The following is a 19201-nucleotide window of genomic DNA, read 5'->3' on the forward strand; positions in this document are numbered from 1 at the left end:
TCGGCGTCGACGCCGAGCACGTCCCAGCCACGCCGCATCAGCTCCGCCGCCACGGACTGTCCGAAACGGCCGAGACCGATCACCGCCACTCTGGAATCGCGGGCCGGGCGACGGTCGGCGGAACGCCGACGTCGGTGTGGACGCAGGAGCTTGAAGTGGTCAGCCAATGACGGGTCGCTCCTCGGGCAGGGTGTACCGGCGATCGCGCTGACGCAGTGCGAGCGCGCTGGCGAGAGTGATCGGGCCGACGCGCCCGACGAACATCATGACGATGACGGTGAGTTGGCCCGCTGCGGGAAGGTTCCCGGTGATTCCGGTGCTCAGGCCGACCGTGCCGAAAGCAGAGACGGCCTCGAACAGGACCGCCAGGACCGCGTCGGCTCTTTCCTTGGTGACGGCGAGCAGCACCAACGTGCCCGCCATGACGAGACCCACACCCAGCAGCGCCACGGTGAGGGCCTGGCGCAGCGTGGCCGTGGAGAGCCGGCGGCCCATGATGTCCGCGTCGGTGCGCCCGCGGATCTCGGCCAGGATCGCCGCTCCCAGAACCGCGAACGTGGTGACCTTGATGCCGCCCGCGGTACCCGCGCTGCCGCCGCCGATGAACATCAGCACGCAGATGCCCAGGAGGGTGGCCGGTTCCATGGCACCGGTGTCGACGGTGTTGAAGCCGGCGGTACGCGAGCTGGCAGCGGTGAAGAAACCGTCCAGCAGCTTGTCCCCCCATTCCAGGGATCCGAGAGTCCTCGGGTTGCTCCACTCCAGCGCGCAGGTCATGACGGTGCCGACGGTGAGCAGGACCGCGGAGGTGAGGAGGGTGATCCGGGTGTGCAGGGACCAGCGGTGCCGGGTGCCGCCGCGGGCGCCCGGGCGGCTGCGCAGCAGTTCGAACAGTACGGGGAAGCCGAGGGCACCGAGCACACAGGCGGCGGCGATCGGCAGGACGATCCAGGGATCGTGCGCATAGCCGACGAGGTTGTCGTCGCGCAGCCCGAACCCGGCGTTGCTGAAGGCGGAGATCCCGTAGAAGATCCCGTGGTAGACGGCGTTTCCGGCCGTCAGGCCATGGCCGATGTGGAAACGGACCGTGAGCACGGCGGCCGTGGCCAGTTCGATGGCCAGCGTGATGCCCGCGACTCCCAGGACCACCCGACGGATGTCACCGACGCTGAGGCTCCTCTCCGCCTGCGTGGCGAGCTGTGTCCGCAGTCGCAGCCGGCCGGAGACGAGCAGGGCCAGCAGCGACGCGAGCGTCATGATGCCGAACCCGCCGATCTGGATCAGAGCCAGGACCACGCCCTCGCCGAACGCGCTCCAGTGGCTGCCGGTCCCCACGAGGGGCAGCCCGCCGCTGACCGCCCCCGTGGAGGTGAACAGAGCAGTCAGTACGTTGGTGTCCCTGCCGGGCTCGGTGGCGGCCGGCAGCATCAGCAGGGCCGTACCCAGCACGACGACGAACGCGAAGGCCAGGACGACGCCACGGGCGGGATAGACGGCCAGCCGGGACCACCAGGCCCGAGTCGTACCCACGGCCACCAGCAACCTCCGATGTCCCTCCGCCACATTTCCTGTCGTGCCCCGTCGCACAAGGAGGCCGGTGAACGCGGCCACCTGCCCACAGCATCCCTCCCGGAGCGGGCGTACGGAACGCGCCACGGCGTCGAGAAGGCGTGGGAACCGGCTGATGGCGGTGCGCCGTGTGCGGGTCACCGTGTGGTGTCACGGGTTCCGCGGGAGCTCGTGCGCCGGTGCGGGAACCGGCCGTGCGCGGCTTCGGAATGGGTCACCACATGGACATCGATGTCATCGCCGGAGCCTTCGATGACGGTCTCGCCCACGCCCCGATGGCCGAGCCACCTGGCCAGGGGTACCCCCTTGTCCTTTTCGCGAGCCTGCAAGCAGGCCGCCGGCCTCCGGGCCCGGCATGAGTGTTGCCCCCGGTGAAGGGGATGACCTGGGTCGATGGCGTCACCGGCCCGCCCCGGAGGGCTTGGCGCCGGCCGCGTGCGGGGCGTGCGGGCACACGGGCCTTCCGCCGTGCCGGTGGCCGGCGCGACCTCCGTGGCCCTGACGAGGCCCTTCACGGCATGACGGTGATGGCGGCGGTGACGTTCTGCCCGCCGGCAAGGCGGACTTCGACCGACGCCATGGCTTCGCCCTGAGTCACGGACATGACGGTGCCGGGACCCTGTTGCGGATGCTCAGACTCGTGGGGAGGCATCTCACGCAGCGGATGGGCGATTTACCCGTCTTCGGGGAGCTGCGGCGTCAGCCGTAGCCGGACGGAAGCGTCCCCCGCTGCGGCACCCTCGCAACCACAAGGTAAAGCTCTTTCGCCGTCTCGCAGATGCGGGCAGACCCGTTCCACTGTCCGCTGCCCTCTCGTCAGGCGTGGTAGGCGTGGGTCTGGGTGGCCTTGACCGTGGCGTAGACGGTGGCGCCGGGGTGGAGGTCGAGTTCGGCGGCGGCGATCGTGGTCAGGTCGGCGGCGAGGGGGAGTTCGCCGGTGAGGTCGGCGCGGATCTGGTCGCCGCGGGTCTCCAGGCCGACCACTTCGCAGCGCCAGAGGTTGCGGGCGCTGGTGCCGGTGGGGCGGTCCCGGTGCAGGGTGACCGAGCTGGGCGGGAAGGCGACGAACACCGGCCCGGTGAGTTCCTCGGCGGTGGTGATCGCGGGACCGCCGTCGAGGTGGACGGTGTGGCCTTCCGCCCGCCCCCGGTAGAGGTTGAGGCCGACCAGGTGGGCGATGTAGTCCGTGCCCGGATGGCGGGCGATGTGGGAAGGGGTGCCCTCCTGGACGACATGGCCGTCCTCGACGACGACGAGGTGGTCGGCGAGGACCATGGCGTCCAGCGGGTCGTGCGTGACGAGCACGGCGACGGCCTCGAAGTCGGCCAGGTGGTGGCGGAGTTGAGCGCGGACGTCGAGGCGGGTGCGGGCGTCGAGGGCGGCGAGGGGTTCGTCGAGGAGGAGCAGGCGGGGGTGGGTGGCCAGGGCGCGGGCGAGGGCGACGCGCTGGGCCTGGCCACCGGAGAGCCGGCGGGGCTTGGCGGCGGCATGCTCGGCCAGGCCCATGCGGTCCAGCCACGCAGCGGCCTGCGCCCGGGCCTCCGCCTTGCCCGCGCCCTGACAGCGCGGCCCGAAGGCCACGTTGTCCAGCGCGGAGAGGTGAGGGAAGAGCAGGTAGTCCTGGAAGACCACCCCGACCGGCCCCCTCCCCGGCTCAGTGACCTGCAGATCGAGAAACGGCTGCGGTCCCTGCCGGGTGCGGAGGGGGTACGGGCCCGCGCGCTGTCCCAGGCGAACATGACCGGGCAGACCCAGCCCGTCTTCGCCGACTTCTACCGCGGCGACGATTCCTTGTACGAGCACACCATCGTCAAGGGCCGGGCGCCGGCAGCGGCGGGAGAGATCGTGGCCGGTCCGGCGTTCCTGACCCAGCGTGGGCTGAAGCTCGGTGACCGGGTCACGCTGGAGCTGGACGGCAGGAAGATCACCGCGACCATCGTGGGTCAGCTCATGGAGGGCAACGCCCGGGCCCTGGAGGCCGCTTGGGAGAGTTTCGCCCAACTCGCACCGGACACCCACGCCACCGAGTACACGGTGCGGCTTACCCCCGGTGCCGACGCGCGCGCCTACGCCGAGGCGGTCGCGGCGCTCGACCCGGGCCTGCACGCGTCGGTGCTGGACTCCGGCAACGCCGGCACCGCCACCGTCATCACCTTCTCGACGGTGTTCACGGTGCTGCTGACGCTCGTCGCGTCGCTCGGTGTCTTCAACACCGTTCTCCTGAACACCCGTGAGCGGCGCCGGGACCTGGGCATGCTCAAGTCGATCGGGATGACCCCCCGGCAGGTGGTGGTGATGACGGTGACCTCGGTCGCAGGGCTGGGCACATTCGGCGGGTTGCTCGGCATCCCGCTCGGGATCGTGGCGCACCGCCTCGTCGTGGACAACGTCGGGGCGGTCGACTTCCCCGCGTACATGAAGGACGTGTGGCACGCGCCGCAGCTGGCCGCGATGCTCCTGGCGGGTGTGGCGATCGCAGTCCTCGGCGCCCTGGTCCCGGCCCGGTCGGCGGCCCGGATGACCATCGCCTCGGTGCTGCACACCGAGTAGATCACCGGTCAGCACCAGCCTCTGGAGCCGGCCCAAGCCGGCCGACGGATACGCCCGTATGCTGCTGCCCGTCGCGGGCGACGGCACCGCCCAGGGCCAGCTGCTGGGCGGCACGTTCTCCTTCATGCCCGCAACGACTCATGCGACTCGCGAGAGGAGACCGTGCGCTTGAACCGCGGGTACGCGGTACGTTCCGCCGAAGCCATGCTCCGCATGATCCCGGCCGGCCACCCGGACGGAGCACACACCGCGCCTGCCCCACGGCCGGTGAACCCGCACCACCTGGGCAGACATCGGGGCGGCCGCCTCTACGGCGTTCACCCGGACGGAGCACGCCTCACCTGCCTATTGCCTGTTTCCGGCATATTCCGGCCGGCCTCCAAGAACGTCCTCGCCCATCGCCTCCGGCTCGCCGTGCGGCTCGGTGAACCTGTCGGTCGAGGCCGGTGGGTCGCCCGGGCCGCCGAGGTGTCCGCGTGGTACGACTGAGCCGCAGGGGACCCCACGTGTGCGCGCAGTCACACGGAGTGCCGTCGGTTCGGTGCCGGCGCGGCGTTCCGCTGTGTCCACGTCGGCAGTCGGCGGTCGGGCGGGATGACGTGAGAGCGGGCCGTGACGGCGAGGGTGGAGAAGTGAGGGATCGAGGGGTCCCGGCGTCCGTCTTGGTGGGCGTCGGATCGTGTCTGCCGTCCCGTCGGGTCGCCAATGAGGAGCTGGCCGAGCGTCTGGGCAGGTCACCCGAATGGATGTTCCAGCGTTCCGGCATCCGGTTCCGGCACGTCGTCGAGCCGGGTACCACCAGCGGGGATCTAGCGGTCGCGGCCGGTCGCGAGGCGCTGGCCGAGGCCGCGGCCGGCGATGTCGCGGCCGTGGTCGTCGCGACCACGTCGCCGGACAGGCCGTGCCCCGGCACCGCTCCGCGCGTCGCCTCACGGCTGGGACTGGCCGGTGCGGCCGCGCTGGACGTCCAGGCCGTGTGCGCGGGCTTCGTCTATGCCCTGGGTGTCGCGCAGGGCCTGATCGCCGCTGGCACCGCCGACTCCGCTCTGGTGATCGGCACCGATGCGCTGTCGCTGAGCGTCGCGCCGGACGACCCCACGAGCATGCTCTTCGGCGACGGCGCCGGCGCTGTCGTCCTGCGTTCGGGTCACCGCGAGGAACCCGGCGCCCTGGGACGCTGCGTGCTGGACAGCGACGGCGAGGGCCGGGACCTGATCACCCTGCGCGGCGGCGGGACCGAGGAACGCTCGGCGGCACGCGCCGTCCCGGCGGATCCGTATCTGCGTCTGCAGGGGCGGGAGGTGTTCCGGCGGGCCGTGGAGCACATGGCTTCCGCCTCCCGCGCGGCTCTGGACGCCGCCGGATGGAAGCCGCGGGACGTGGACCGGATCGTCCCCCACCAGGCGAACGCGCGGATCACCGCCATGCTCGCCGAACGGTTGAGCATGGCGGCGGACCGTGCGCTGGCCAATATCGAGCATGTCGGCAACACCTCGGCCGCGTCCATTCCGATCCTGCTCGACCACGCCCGCCGCGCGGGAGACCTCCAGCCCGGACATCGCGTCCTGCTGACGGCTTTCGGCGGCGGCCTGACCTGGGGCGCCACCACCCTCGTGTGGCCGCATCTCACCCCTTCAGCACTGACCCACTCCGGAGAAACAACGTGTACGACATCCTGGTCAACGTCCTGACCGGCACCTTCCAGGTGCAGCCCGAGCTGGTCTCCCCCGAAGCCACACCGGCAGCGCTCGGCCTGGACTCGCTGTTCGTGGTGGAGCTGTCCCTCGTGCTGGAAAGGGACCCCGGGCTCGTGATCGACCACAACGAATTGGCGGACGCGGCCACTCTCGCCGACATCGCGCGGTTGATGCAGGACAAGGCCGGCGCGTCGGTCTGAGACTCCGCGGCTCGCGGGCGAGGACGGACCGCGCCCGCCGCGGTGCCGAGTCGCACGGCGTCCCGCAGGCCGGGACAGCGGCCCGCGGCGGTGCGGGCACGCGCCGCGGAATCCGGCAGCCTGACCTGGTCACACGGACCCGCCGGGGAACACGGCGGGTCCGTACGGCTCGTCGGACGGTACCGAGAAGGCGTCAGCGGTGAGGGGCGTCCCAGGGGCGTCGGAACATCAGGGCGTGCACCGTGAAGCGCGTGCCGTCGAATTCGGCGCGGCCCGCTGCTCGCCGCTCCTTCAGCAGGCTCAGCATGGCGTCCCTGTGCTCGGCATACGCCAGGAGCGGAATGTCCATCTCGAAGATTTCGAGCGCGTCGCTCTCGTAACCGCGCGCGGTGAGTTCCGCGACGGTCCGAGGGATGTCGGCGAGCGAGGAGTGCGCCATGAGTAGGGTGCCACCCGGCGCGAGGAGCACGTCCACACACTCGACGACGTCGTCGTACACCGCTCGGCCGCCCCTCCGGGCGACGAGAGCGGTTTCCAGCCCGTCACCCCTCGCATAACTCGGGTCATAGGGAAGGTGCGGCGGATTGGTGATCACCAGGTCGAAGCGTTCGTCGGGTGTGTACTCCACCAGCGGTGAGGTGATACAGGTCAGACGCGTGGTGTCGAGACCGTTGGCCACCACGTTCGCCGCGGTCTGGGCGGCGGAGGCGGGATTGATGTCCAGAGCGGTGACCCGCTCGGCACCGGCCGCGAGCAGGGCGACGCTGTAGAGACCGGAACCGGCTCCGATGTCCAGGGCGTTGACGCCCTTCAGGTCGGGACCTTCGCCGCCGTCGAGAGCGGCGATCAGGCTCAGCCCGCAGTCGGTCGGGAACAGGACCTCGGCGGGGTCGTCCACCGTGAGCCGCAGGCGTGTGCCGCGGAATTCGAGGATGCCGCACGAGGGGCTGGCTGCCCACAGAGAGCCGCTCTCACCGGCGGTGAGGGTACGGCGCCGGGTCAGCGTCCGGATCGGTGCAGCGGTCATCGCAGCGTGGGCCTTTCGATAGGAGGGGCGGTCGGGAAAAGGGAGTGCGCAACGAGCTCGACCGGTCACTCGGAGAGCGCGGACAGCAGGGTGTGTACGGAGTCGTCGGCGATGCGCCGTGCACGCGGCGTCGGGATGACGCCCTCGACATAGCTGAAGTTCCAGGCGAGTTGGTCATGGCTGGTGGTGGCTGTCGCCACGATGGCGCCCATGACCGAGACGCCCGTGATGAACTGGGCGTCGCTGACATGCCACGGGCCCACCCGGCCGGGGAACTCGTAACGGCCGACGTTGGAGAGGCACAGGTTGATCGGCCCCTTCTCGTCCATGAACCGCATGAACGACTCGCTGTCCGCCGGCGACTTCGGCCCTGCCCGGCGCGGCAGGCTGAGCATGGCCAGGTGGTCCTGGCGTCTCCGGCGTCGCACCAGGTCCTGGCTGATCTCCCGGGCCATGGGCCACAACGGCCGGCCGTGCTCGTGGCAGACGAGGGAGGGAACAGTGGCCACATAGGTGCCGACCTCGTCGTGGGCGACGGGCGGTTCGAGATCACCACGGAAATCGACCGGCGAGCCGATCGAGAAACGCGCGGTCCCGGTGGTTCCCGCGTCATGGGCGACAGCCGTCACCATCGCGGCGGCCAGGGCGCCGTGGACCGTGGTGCCGTGGCGCTTGGCAGCCCGCACCAGCAGATCCAGCTGGTCGGCGGTGAGGAGTCGGTGCTCCATCCGGGTACGCCGCTGCCCGAACGGGACCTGCCGGCTGGGGACGACACGCTGTGTGGGGCGCCGCCGCGCCGCCTGCTGGTCGCGCAGCATCATGGCCCTGAGTCCGGCGACACCTGCCGCTCCCCGGTGGCGAGGCGGGAGCAGGTCCTCCGTCGCCGGCCGTGCTCGCAGCGACGTGACGCGAAGCGGCGTACCGGAGGCCGATTCCGAAACGAGTTCGATCCACTCCCGAAGCAGGGACAGGCACGTCTTGCCGTCGGCGATGACGTGCGATGCCGTCAACAGCAGGTCGTGGACGTTCCCCTCGTCCTCGCCGCCCGATCCTCCCGAGCTGATCACCACTGTGCGCAGCAGCGGCCCGGCGGACCATTCGATGCTCTCGGCCAGTTCACGGTCGTTGATCTCGTGCTCCCACCAGGTGTCGGCTGCGGGATCGTCGGGCGGCACGGTGACATGGCGGAGCGGGACCGGTCGCCCGTCCAGCGGCGTGAAGGCGGGGTGCGCTCCCGTGCCGTCGTCGGTGATCGCGACACGCAGCAAGGGGTGCCGGACCTGTAGAGCGTCCAGGGCGCGGCGGTGCGACGCCGTCGGCAGGTGTCCATGGACGCGGGCCCGGGCGATGACGTTGAGGGGTGAGGTCTGGTCGGCGATCCAGTACAGGCGTTCCAGAGGGCTGAGTTCGCGCTGGACATGGTGGGGTGCGGCGGCCGGACCGTCCGGGAAGGTGAGGGCCTGCGCGGTCTGCCGAAGGAGAAGGGAGCGTGGCGCCAGCCGGAAGTAGGCGTCCCGGAGCAGCCGCCGACGAGGGCCGGCGCCGTGGGTCAGGTCGCTCATCGCGCGAGACCCGTCCACCAGGGCCCTGGTGCGGTCCCGGCGTCGTTCTTCGTAGGCGCGCAGGGCCGGTGTCAGGTCGTCGCCCCTCGCGTGCTCGGCGAGCGTGCGGGCCAGGACGACGGCGTCCTCGATGGCCGTGCCCGCCCCCTGGGCGAGGGTGGTCAGCATGGGGTGGGCGGCATCGCCGAGAAGGGTGAGGGGACCGTCCCCCCAGCGTTCCAGGAAGTCGCGGTCGCGGGAGGGCACGGTGAGGATGTCCTCCCGCGGTGTGGCCTCGATCACCGCCCGTACCTCCTCGGCCCATCCCGCGTACGCCTGCGTCAGGGTGTCCTTGACGCGGTCCCGGGCGGGTGCGTCGGCGGGCAGGGACGTGGTCGCCCACCAGTAGCAGCGACCGTGGCCGATGTCGATGAGGCCGAAACGCTGTCCGCTGCCCCAGTAGTGCCGCACTCCGCCCGGGGGGAGGCGCGGGTGCTGGAAGGGGACGATGCCGAGCCCGAAACCGTAACCGCTGTCCCGTGATGTCTCGGGGCCGACGAGGTGGTGCCGTACGGCCGAGTGGAAGCCGTCGGCGCCGATCAGGATGTCCCCGCTCGCCGAACGGCCGTCCTCGAAGCGGACGGTGACGCCCGTGTCGGCGGCCTCGAAGCCGACTGCCGTCGCTCCCAGGCGGATCGGGCAGTCTGCGGCCTCCGTCAGCAGGGCCTCCTGGAGGTCCGCGCGGCTCAGGCAGAAGCTGGGCGCGCCCGCCTGACGGGAGGCTTCCTCGAACGGCAGGTCTCTGATCCTCCGGCCACGCCGGTCCAGGATCCTGAACGACTCCACGGCCTGGCCGCGCTTGTCCAGGCCGAGGTCGATACCGAAGGCGGCCAGGGCGGTGACGGCGTTGCTCATGACCGACAGACCGGAGCCCGCTTCGCGCAGTTCGGTGGCACGCTCGTACACCTCGACGTCGATACCGACGCGCCTGAGTGCGACGGCGCACGTCAGACCGCCGATACCGGCACCGATGACGAGGGCTTTGATTCGCCGGGGCGATGACATCGAGTCAGTCCTCCCGGCCGGTTCGGGCGAGGTCGGTCCTGATCAGATCCGCGGCGGTTGCGGCCACGTGTGCCACGTACGGTTCCTCCATGATCGTCAGGTGGTCGCCGGGGGCGCGGACGACGTGGATCCGGCCGCTGGTCATGCCGCTCCAGCCGTTGCACGGGTCCTGATGGCGGGTGCCGGCGGCGCGGTGCATGGCGGACAGGACGGCGGGCAGCGGCTCCGCGGCGCGGATCAGGGTGAGGTCCTGGTCGTCGCGCGGTGGCCGGTAGGCCAGCGTGGCCTGCCAGTTCGCCCGGTAGACGCCGAACAGGCGTCGGATCGCGGCTCCGGAGCTGCCTGCCGGCAGGACGCCCCGCTCGCTCGCGACGCGGGCCATGAACGCAAACCTCTCCTCCGGCGATCCGAGTTTGTCAGGGATGTGCCGTGCGGGTGACGCGCCGCCGTCCCGCGTCCAGAGCAGCTCGTGGAAGAACCACTCCGACAGGGCCTCGTCGTCGTACGAGGCACGCGGCCCTTGGTCCAGGGCGGTGGTGTCGAGCACCAGCAGGGCCGCCCGCTCACCCGCCGCCCGCAGACGGCGGGTGATCTCGAAGGCGACGAAGCCGCCGAAGGACCAGCCGCCGATGGCGTAGGGGCCGTGCGGCTGCACGGTCCGCAGTGCCCCGAGGTAGCTGTCCGCGAGGTCCTCGACACTGCGCAGCGGTGTGGTGCCGGGGTCGGCTCCGGCCGCCTGGAGCGCGTAGAGCGGCTGGTCGTCCGGGAGGTGCCGGGCGAACCCGACGTAGCACAGCACGTTGCCGCCCATCGGGTGGACCATGAACAGCGGCGGGCGGGTGCCCTGGGGGCGAATCGGAACCAGGGGGTCGAACGCGGCTCTCGCCCCGCTGTCGCGCAGCCGTGCCGCGAGGCCGGCGGGGGTGGGTGTCGCGATGAACTCCGCCAGGGGGATGTGCACCCGGTAGCGCTGTTCGATCCTGACCACCAGCCTCATCGCGGTCAGGGAGGTGCCGCCGAGGTCGAAGAGACTGTCGTGCACTCCCACCCTGTCCAGGGACAACACGTCCGCCAGCATCTCGGTCAGGGCCCGCTCGTACGCGTCGCGCGGCCCGGCGTCAGGGGTTCGTCCAGGGGCGGTCAGCGGGGCGCGGCGCAGAGTGGCGTCGTCGCGCTTGCCGCTGGGAGTCAGCGGCCACCGGGAGATCCACTGCAGGTGGGTGGGGACCATGTAGCCGGGCAGGGTGGCACGCAACCGTTCACGGACGTCGGCCAGGTCCTCGTCCGTGCCCTCGCCGAGGAGGAACGCGGCGAGGAACGTCTCGCCGTCCTCGCGCCGGCGAGCCACGACGGCGGCGTCGCGCAGGCCCGGGTACCGCTCCGCCAGGCCGGTGACGGCCAGTTCCACCTCGGCCGGCTCCACGCGAAAGCCCCGTACCTTGACCTGGGCGTCGTCGCGGCCCAGGAAGACGACGTCCCCGCCGGGAAGCACCATGCCGACGTCGCCCGTGTAGTAGAGCCGGTGGTCCCCGTCCGCGAAGGGGTGCGGGAGGAAGCGCTCCTTGGTCAGGTCCGGGCGGCCTTCGTAGCCGTCGGCCAGGCAGGCGCCGCCCAGGTAGATGTCGCCGCGCGCACCGGCCGGGACCGGACGCAGCCGCTCGTCCAGGACGTGGATCTCGGCCCCGTCGACGGCACGGCCGATCGGCGGCAGCGCGGGGAAGGCCGCGGGGTCCCCGGTCATGGTGAACGCGGTGACCACATGCGTCTCGGTCGGACCGTAGTGGTTCTCCAGCACGGCTCCGGGGAGTCGAGCGCACAACGCGCGGATTTCCGGGGTCACGCGCAGTTGCTCGCCACAGGTGATCACCGCTCGCAGGGCAGGTGGGGTGATGCCCAGTGTGTCGGCGGCTTCGGCCAGTTGTTGAAGGGCCACCGGGGGGAGGAAGACCTGCTCGACGCGCTCCCGGTCGAGCAGGCGCAGCAGTGCGGGCATGTCGCGCCGCTCGGCGTCGCCGGCCAGGCACAGTGTGCCGCCGGAACAGAGCGTGGAGAAGATCTCCTGGAAGGAGATGTCGAAGCTCAGCGGTGCGTACTGCAGCGTCACCCCGCCTCCGACCGCACTGGGCGCCCCGGTCTGCCAGGCCACCAGGCCGGCCAGGGTGCGGTGCGGCATGGCGACGCCCTTGGGCGCCCCGGTGGAGCCGGAGGTGAACAGGACGTACGCGCTGCTCTCGCCGTCCGTGCCGCCCGACGTCCGGCAGGGTGGCGCCGGCGCGGTCACCGACTCGGCGGGCAGCAGCAGCGTCGGCTCACCGGCGAGGTGGGCGTATCGGGCCTCGGCCACGACGCGGAAGGGCCGGGCCTGTTCCAGCATCGCGGCCAGCCGGGGGGCCGGGTAGCCGACGTCCATCGGGACGACCGCGCATCCGGCCCGCAGGACGCCCAGGAGCACGGCCATGGTCAGCGGGGACCGGTTCATGGCGATCGCGATCCGGGCGTTCGCCGGCGCGCCGAGCGCGCACAGCCTGCCGGCCACGTTCTCGGCGGCCTCGGCCAGCCGGGCGTAGCTCCACCGCTCGTCGCCCATCACCAGGGCGGTCGCGTCCGGGGTGCGCGCGGCCTGTTCGGCGAAACGCGTCACGACGGTGGGGTGCTCCGCTGGAGAGGCGAGGACCGGCTGGGCGGCGAGGAAGGAGAAGTCCGGTTTGCTGTACGGCTGTTCCACCATGCGGCGCAGGATGCTCAGGTAGCCGGCCGCGAACAGGTCGCCCTGCTCGGCGGAGAAGGTCGCGCCGTCGCAGTCGATCCGCAGCCACATCCCGGTGCCGTCCGGTTCGGTGACCGCGTTCACCAGGAGCCGGAAGTCGTTCTCCTCCCAGCTGCGGAAGGCGACGAGCCGCAGACCGGGCCGGCCGAGGATGTGGGAGAGCTGATGGAAATGCACGTAGTTGAAGGCGGTGTCCAGGACGGGCCCGCCGTGGTCCTCCTGGATGGCGCTCAGCGGGTAGCGGCGGTGGGGGTGGTCTTCCCGCTCCTGGCGGAAGCCCTCACGCGCCACGTCCAGCCAGCTGTCCCGTGCGGTGTCCAGGCGCACCGGCACGGTGTTCAGGAAGAGCCCGGCGATACGTTCCGCGCCCGCCAGTTCGGGTCGGCCGTGGGTGATCAACCCCGTGGTGACGTCCCGGGTGCCGGCGAGCATGGCCAGCGTCAGGGCGTGCGCGGCGAAGAGCACGGACTTCACGGGCAGGGCGTGTTCGGCCGCGAAGTGCCGCACGCGCTCGAGGAGGTCGCCGGGCAGGTCGAACCGCCGTGAGGCCGGCTGACGGCCGGGACCGGGCAGGTGCGGCGAGAACGCCTCGATCGACGGGAGCTCGCAGCCGGTGAGCTTCTCCCGCCAGTGGCGCCGGGCCTCCTGCGATCGCAGGGCGTTCCGCTCCAGCCGCACGTGGGCCGCCGGTGAGGGGAGCGCCGTGTCCTCGACGGGGGCGGCATCCAGGCCGAGACCGTGGGCGTAGTCCTGGAGCAGTTCCTGAAGCAGGGTGGCGACGCTGCCGCCGTCGAGGAGCGCGTGGTGGAAGCTGAGGACCAGATCGACGGTGGCGGGACGCACGTGGACGCGGAACAGGAACAGCGGCGCCTGGTCGAACACGTAAGGATGACGGCGCCGTTCCTCGATGTGCGCGCGTACGTCGGCCTCGGCCGCCGCGGTGTCGAGTGGACGCAGGTCGGTGATCTCCAGACCGCCGTCGGCCCGGGGACGGACGACCTGCAGAGGTTCGGCGCCGGTCAGGTCGAAGGCCGTGCGCAGCGCCGGGTGCCGTGCCGTCAGCCGTTCGAAGGAGCGGCGGAACTCTCGCTCGTTCCACGGCATGTCGAGGGTGTACCGAAATACGTCGCGGTATCTGGCCGAGGTCTCGTGCCTGCGGCTGTGGTACAGCAGGCCGAGCTGGAGCCGGGTCAGCGGGTAGGCGTCCTCGGCGTCCCGCACACGGGCCCGGTCGACGTCGGCGACGAGGGCGAAGGGGCCCTGTGGTGCCTCGGCCGCGCGTGTGTCGCGTTCCTCCGTGCGCGCGGCCAGACCGGCCACCGTCGGATGTCGCAGAAGGTCGGTGAGGGAGAAGGTCAGGCCCCGGGACTCCGCCTCGGCGCGTACCTTGAGCATGAGGATCGAGTCGCCGCCGAGGGCGAAGTAGTCGTCGTGGACTCCCACGGCCGCGTGGCCCAGGACACCGGCCCAGACCTCGGCCAGGACCGTCTCGGTACGGTTGCGCGGCTGCCCGCACGTGGTGGCTTCCTCGGCGTCGTGAGGTGGTGGCAGCGCGTCGCGGTCGGCCTTGCCGCTGGGGGTGAGCGGAATGTCGTCGATCCGGGTGAAGGACGCCGGGATCATGAACGCCGGCAGTGTCCGGCCGAGCCGTTCGCGCAGCAGTGCCGATGCGATCGGGGCGTCGGCGACGTAGTAGCCGGCCAGGACGGTTCCCCGGGCGGCGGTGGTGCGGCTCCCCACGACGGCGTCCCGGACGCCGGGCACCGCGCGCAGGGCTGCGGCCACCTCGTCGGGCTCGACGCGGTTGCCTCGGATCTTGACCTGGCCGTCGATCCGTCCGAGGTACTCCAGGGTGCCGTCCGCGAGCCACCGGGCCAGGTCCCCGCTGCGGTAGAGGCGGCCGCCCGGCACGAAGGGGTCGTCGCCGAACTTCTCGGCGGTCAGCTCCGGGCGGTCGAGGTACCCGCGGGCGACACCGGTTCCGCCGATGCACAACTCGCCTGCACAACCGACGGGTTGGGGCAGGTTGTCGGCGCCGAGCACGTACAGCCTGGTGTTGTCGATCGGCCGGCCGATGGGCACCCGCGTGATGCGCAGGGCGGGGTCGGCCCGGCAGTCGTAGGACGAGACGTCGACCGTGGCCTCCGTCGGGCCGTACAGGTTGACCAGCCGGACCGGGTGCTCGGCGTCGCCCTCACGACGGCACAGCTCGGCCAGCCGGTTGAACTGCTCGACCCGGGCGGGGGGCAGGGCCTCGCCACTGCAGAAGACATTCCGCAGGGTCCGGACGGCCTCGCGTGACGCCGCCGACTCCTCCAGCAGGTCGAGGAACGGGCCGAGCATGGAGGGTACGAAGTGCACAGCGGTGACACGGTGCTCGCGGATCGACCGGAGGACCTCGCGCGGGTCGCGCCGGGCGCCGGGCGGCAGCAGGGCCACGGCCGCTCCCCCGGCGGCCCACCAGAACAGCTCCCACACCGAGACGTCGAAGGAGACCGGCGTCTTCTGCAGGAGGACGTCCCGTCCCCCGAGCGGATAGCGACGCTGCATCCAGGCGAGCCGGTTGACCACGCTGTGGTGCTCGACCATGACGCCCTTGGGCTGCCCGGTCGAGCCGGAGGTGTAGATGACGTAGGCGAGGTCACGGGAGGTGGCGAGCGGATCGACCGGAGCGCCGCTGCCGTGCAGCAGGCCGCCGATCCGCCGCGCGGTCGCTTCGGTGGGCAGGCCGGCGGGCGCGTCGTCATCGACGATCACCACTTTGGCGCGGCTGTCGCTCAGCAGGAAGTCCACCCGCTCGGCCGGGTAGCCGGGATCCACCGGCACGTAGGCGCCGCCCGATTTCAGGATGCCGAGCAGTGCGACCAGCAGCTGCGGCCCTCGCTGCATCATCACCGCCACCCGGTCGTCCGGGCCGACGCCCTCCGCGCGCAGGGCCCGCGCGACACGGTTGGCCCGTTCGTCGAGTTCGGCGTAGGTCAGCGTCTCGCCGAACGCCCCGGTGATCGCGGTCCGCTCCGGCAGACGGGCGGCCTGCGCCTCGAACAGTCCGTGCAGGGTGGCCTGGTCCGCGAGAGGCACCCGCTTGCCGTGAGCGCGGCCGGCGGTGAGGTCTCGGTACTCGGCCGGTGTCAGCATCGGGACGCCGGACAGGGGGCGGTCCGCCGAGTCCAGGCCGTGCTCCAGGAGCGTGGTGAGGTGGTCGGCCACGGAGGCGATGGGGAGGTCCTCGTCGAAGACGTCGCGGGCGTACTCGAGGTCGACCCGGAGGCCGGCCGTGCCGTCGAAGGCGGACACCAGGACGCCCAGCGCGTCCTGATCGTGCGAGGGGGCCATCAGCGCTCCCCGACGCACCAGTCCGGGGACCTGGTCGCGCCGGGACCAGTTCACGAAGGAGAGCGTCACATCGAAGAGCTGCCGCGGGCCCCGGGCGGTCGCCGGCACTTCCCGCAGGATGTCCCCGAGCGAGAGCCGCTCGTGACGACGCAACTCGCGGGTCGCGCCCTGGATCTCGGCGAGCAGGTCCCGGACGGTACGGCCGCCGGGTGCCGCGACCCGCAGCGGCAGGGTGTTGGCGAACTGGCCGAACACGTCCCGGTGAGGCCCCGTCGAACGGTTGAGGAAGGGGACGCCGAGGACCACCTCCTCGCTGCGGTGCAGGCGCGTGAGGTACGTGCCGAGCATGGCCGCGACGTACGTGAACGGCCAGAAGCCCGCCGCGCGGATCCGGCCGACGAGGGCACCGTCGATCGCGAAGGAGTGGCGGCTGCGCTCCCCCCGCGGACCGTCGCCCCTCCTGCGCGTGAAGAGCGCGGGTTGCACCCCGAGAAGGTACTCCCGGTGGAAGGCGCGGTCACGATCACCGTCCGCGCCGGCGTGGTAGGCGGCGTCGTCCTCGACGAAGGCGAGGTAGGAGGGCGCCTCACGGGCGCTCCGCCGCGCACCGCCGTGCGGCGTCCGCGCGTAGTCCTGGAGGATCTCGTGGCCGAGCCGGTCGAGGGTCCAGCCGTCGGCGACGATGTGATGTGCCTTGATGTGCAGATGCGTGACGTCCGGGCTCTCCACGAGGAGTGCGGCTTCGGCCAGGGAGCCGCTGGTGAGCGGCAGGGCGTCGGCCATCGATCCGCGCATCCACGCGGCGCAGGCGGCATCCGGCTCGGGCTCGTGCGAGAAATCGATCACTGTGACCGGGACACGCTCCCGCGCCACCCGCTGGAAGGGGACGCCCCCGCTGTCGGCGAACCGCAGCCGGAAGGTGTCATGGCGGTGCAGCACGCGCTCCGCCGATGCGGCAAGCCTGTCCTGCTCGACACGGCCGCACAGACGTTCGTGGAGAACGCAGTTGAACTGGGGTGATTCCGGAGCCTGTGAGCCGACGGCCCACACGTCTTCCTGGTACGCCGTCAGCCGGTACGGCGTTTGTCGGTTCATGCTCACCTGTCGGGATGTCCTTCGAGCCGTACGGGGATCTCCCGGTGCCCGTTGAAGATGAGGGAGGGCAGCGGAGTCAGACGGTCGGGTCCGACGGCGAGTTCGAGGGCGGGGAACCGGGAGAAGAGCGCGGGCAGTGCGATGCGTCCCTCGAGACGGGCGAGTTCGGCGCCCAGGCAGTAGTTGGGTCCGTGGCCGAAGGCCAGGTGGTCGCGGGAGGTGGCGCGGGTGATGTCGAAGAGGTCGGCGTCCTCACCGTGCACCCCGGGGTCACGGCCGGCCGCGGCGTAGTTGATGACGATCGCGTCGCCCTGCGCGAAGGTCAGTCCGGTCGCCTCGTCGTACAGGTCCTCGACGGGGAAGCGCATCATGAAGTTGGCCACCGGAGCCTGGTGGCGCAGAGTCTCCTCCACGACCTGGTCCCAGCCGACCCGGCCGGACACGGCCAGCTCCAGCTGGGCCGGGTGGGTGAGCAGGTTGACCACTGCGTGGTCGAGCAGGTTCGCCGTGGTCCCGTAACCGGCGCCGAGCACCATCCAGAGGCTGTCGGCCAGCTCCCGGTCGTCGAACCTGCCTTGACGGTGGGCGTCGATCAGGGCGGTGGCGACGTCGGCGGCGGGGTGCTCGGTCTTGAACGCGAGCAGATCCTCGAGGAGTCGCGCGGCCTCGGCCGCGTTGGCAGCCGCCTGCTCCGCGGTCAGGTCGGTGGTGAAGACGGTGTCGTTGACGGCCTGGAAGCCGTCACGCATGGCCTCCGGCACGCCCACCAGCGCGGTGACCGTCAGCCACGGCAGCCGCGAGGCCAAGTGGGCCCGCAGGTCCACGACTCCGTCGGGGGCGGCGGCAGCCGCCCCCGCGAGGTCGTCCAGCAGCGTGGCGGTGATCTCCTCGATCCGCGGGGCGAGGGCTCGTACGCGGCGAGCGCCGAACGCGGGAACCAGGGGGTGGCGCAGGCGACTGTGGTCGGGCCCGTGGGCGGTCTGGACGGTACGGATGTCCACCCAGATCCGCAGGGGCCAGTCAACGGGCAGCTCACCGTCGAGGAAGGCGGGCCAGTGCCGGTGCGCGTCCTTGGACACCCGGGGGTGGACCAGCAGCCGCCGGACAAGCCCCGGGTCGGTCACCGACCACGCCGGCACACCACCGGGCAGCTCGATCCGGGCGGCGGGCCCCAGAGCACGCAGCGCCAAGGCTTCACCGTGGACGTCGGCCGCGCTGCCGTCCAGGAGGTACGGACAGCGGTTCTGTGCTGGCGGGGAGGACACGGCTCACGACCTCGACGGCGACTAGTCGGGACTCAGGGGCGAACGGCGGTCAGGAGGCCGTAGCGGAGCTGGGGAACCGCACCGAAGAACCACTCGCCCAGGTCGGCTGCCGTCTCCCACTCGCGCGCCGCCTCGCTGTCGGCCTCCCGGCTCGCGGCGTCCCGCCAGGCGCGGGTCATGCTGTCGTAGGAGCGCCGCACGTTCTCGGTGATGTCGGTGTGATCCACCACCTTCAGCCCGGCTTCCCGCAGCAGCCGCCGGTAAAGGTCGTCGGTCAGCGAGAACTTGAAGAACGCGTAGGCGTCGGCCATGCGGGCGACGTCCGGGAGGTCGAGTTCACCATCGAGGTGATGCTCGGCGATGACCAGCCTTCCGCCGGGACGCAGGACGCGTGCGATGTGGCCGAGGGCCGCCTCCTTGTCCTTCATGTGCATCAAGGACTCGATGGCGTACGCACCGTCGAAGGACTCGTCCGGGAAGGGCAGCTCCATGGCGTCGGCCAGCCGGAACGTGGCCCGTCCGGGCTGGTCCGGCGACTGGAGGCGGCTGTTGGCCAGCTCGACCTGGTAGTCGCTGACACTGACGCCGGTGATCCGCACGGCGTGGTCCTCGACGATGCGCGCCGCGGTACTCCCGTGGCCGCACCCGACGTCGATCAGGTGCTGCCCCTCGGCGGGGGCGACGCGTTCGGCGACGAGGTCGGTCAGCCGGTCGGTCGCCACGCGCATGGTGCTGTCGTCCGCTTCGTCGGCCCAGTAGCCGACGTGGATGTTGCCGCCGAGCGCGGCGTCGTACACATCCGTGTGGCGGTTGTAGAAGGTCCCCACTTCGCCGGACGTGTGGGGGTGTTGCGTCAGCATCAGGTGGCCTTTCACGCTTCGTCGAGCCGCTCGACGGGGAACCGCGGTGAACCGGGCGGCCCACCCCATTGATCATGCGGAATACGCAGGGCGGAAATGTATCAAAAGTTGCACACTGATCAATCAGCGCAAACAGGGTGAACGGCGCTGCCCCCTTCAGGGGCACCGACGCCAACCACCCGCCGGAACGGGCGTGCCGTAGCCGACGGGCGGGTGGTTGGCGTCGGTG

The 19201-nt window shown here is 71.5% G+C and carries 9 protein-coding genes and 1 pseudogene; 3 read left to right on the forward strand and 7 right to left on the reverse strand.

The features are described from left to right. Positions 1-159: 159 nt before the first annotated feature. Positions 160-1530: a TrkH family potassium uptake protein gene (locus tag AOK11_RS00540; RefSeq protein ID WP_240497161.1), complete on the reverse strand. Its 1371-nt coding sequence runs from the start codon at positions 1528-1530 to the stop codon at positions 160-162. A gap of 855 nt (positions 1531-2385) precedes the next feature. Next, positions 2386-3222 (reverse strand): annotated as a pseudogene (locus AOK11_RS00545) (ABC transporter ATP-binding protein); the annotation flags it as partial. 297 nt (positions 3223-3519) lie between these two features. Here AOK11_RS00545 and AOK11_RS00550 point away from each other — a divergent pair. The 3 genes from AOK11_RS00550 to AOK11_RS00560 all read left to right on the forward strand — a co-directional run bounded on the left by AOK11_RS00550 (position 3520) and on the right by AOK11_RS00560 (position 6016). Beyond that, positions 3520-4119 (forward strand): FtsX-like permease family protein, encoded by a 600-nt coding sequence (locus tag AOK11_RS00550; RefSeq protein WP_206188745.1) that lies wholly within the window; start codon positions 3520-3522, stop codon positions 4117-4119. Between the two features lie 662 nt (positions 4120-4781). Continuing rightward, positions 4782-5810, forward strand: coding sequence for a 3-oxoacyl-ACP synthase III family protein (locus AOK11_RS00555; protein WP_240497163.1), 1029 nt, complete (start codon positions 4782-4784; stop codon positions 5808-5810). Then, complete coding sequence (locus tag AOK11_RS00560) at positions 5783-6016, forward strand: acyl carrier protein (RefSeq protein WP_055591614.1); 234 nt, start codon at positions 5783-5785, stop codon at positions 6014-6016. Before AOK11_RS00555 ends, AOK11_RS00560 begins: the two co-directional genes overlap by 28 nt. Positions 6017-6209: 193 nt before the next feature. Here the strand turns inward: AOK11_RS00560 and AOK11_RS00565 are convergent, their stop codons facing one another. The 5 genes from AOK11_RS00565 to AOK11_RS00585 all read right to left on the reverse strand — a co-directional run bounded on the left by AOK11_RS00565 (position 6210) and on the right by AOK11_RS00585 (position 18972). Then, the gene (locus AOK11_RS00565; protein ID WP_079034543.1) at positions 6210-7043 is read right to left on the reverse strand and encodes a methyltransferase; all 834 of its coding nucleotides are present in this window, start codon (positions 7041-7043) and stop codon (positions 6210-6212) included. 65 nt (positions 7044-7108) lie between these two features. Further along, on the reverse strand, positions 7109-9649 hold the full coding sequence (locus AOK11_RS00570) for an FAD-dependent monooxygenase (protein ID WP_055591615.1): 2541 nt from the start codon (positions 9647-9649) through the stop codon (positions 7109-7111). A 4-nt stretch (positions 9650-9653) separates the two neighbouring features. Next, complete coding sequence (locus AOK11_RS00575) at positions 9654-16847, reverse strand: amino acid adenylation domain-containing protein (protein ID WP_055591616.1); 7194 nt, start codon at positions 16845-16847, stop codon at positions 9654-9656. Between the two features lie 2 nt (positions 16848-16849). Further along, positions 16850-18037 (reverse strand): cytochrome P450 family protein, encoded by a 1188-nt coding sequence (locus AOK11_RS00580; protein WP_338058898.1) that lies wholly within the window; start codon positions 18035-18037, stop codon positions 16850-16852. 107 nt (positions 18038-18144) lie between these two features. Beyond that, entirely contained in the window at positions 18145-18972 is an 828-nt protein-coding gene (locus AOK11_RS00585; RefSeq protein WP_055591618.1) for a methyltransferase domain-containing protein, read from the reverse strand. Positions 18973-19201 lie beyond the last annotated feature (229 nt).

This window comes from Streptomyces hirsutus (assembly GCF_001418415.1).
Taxonomy (GTDB): domain Bacteria; phylum Actinomycetota; class Actinomycetes; order Streptomycetales; family Streptomycetaceae; genus Streptomyces; species Streptomyces hirsutus.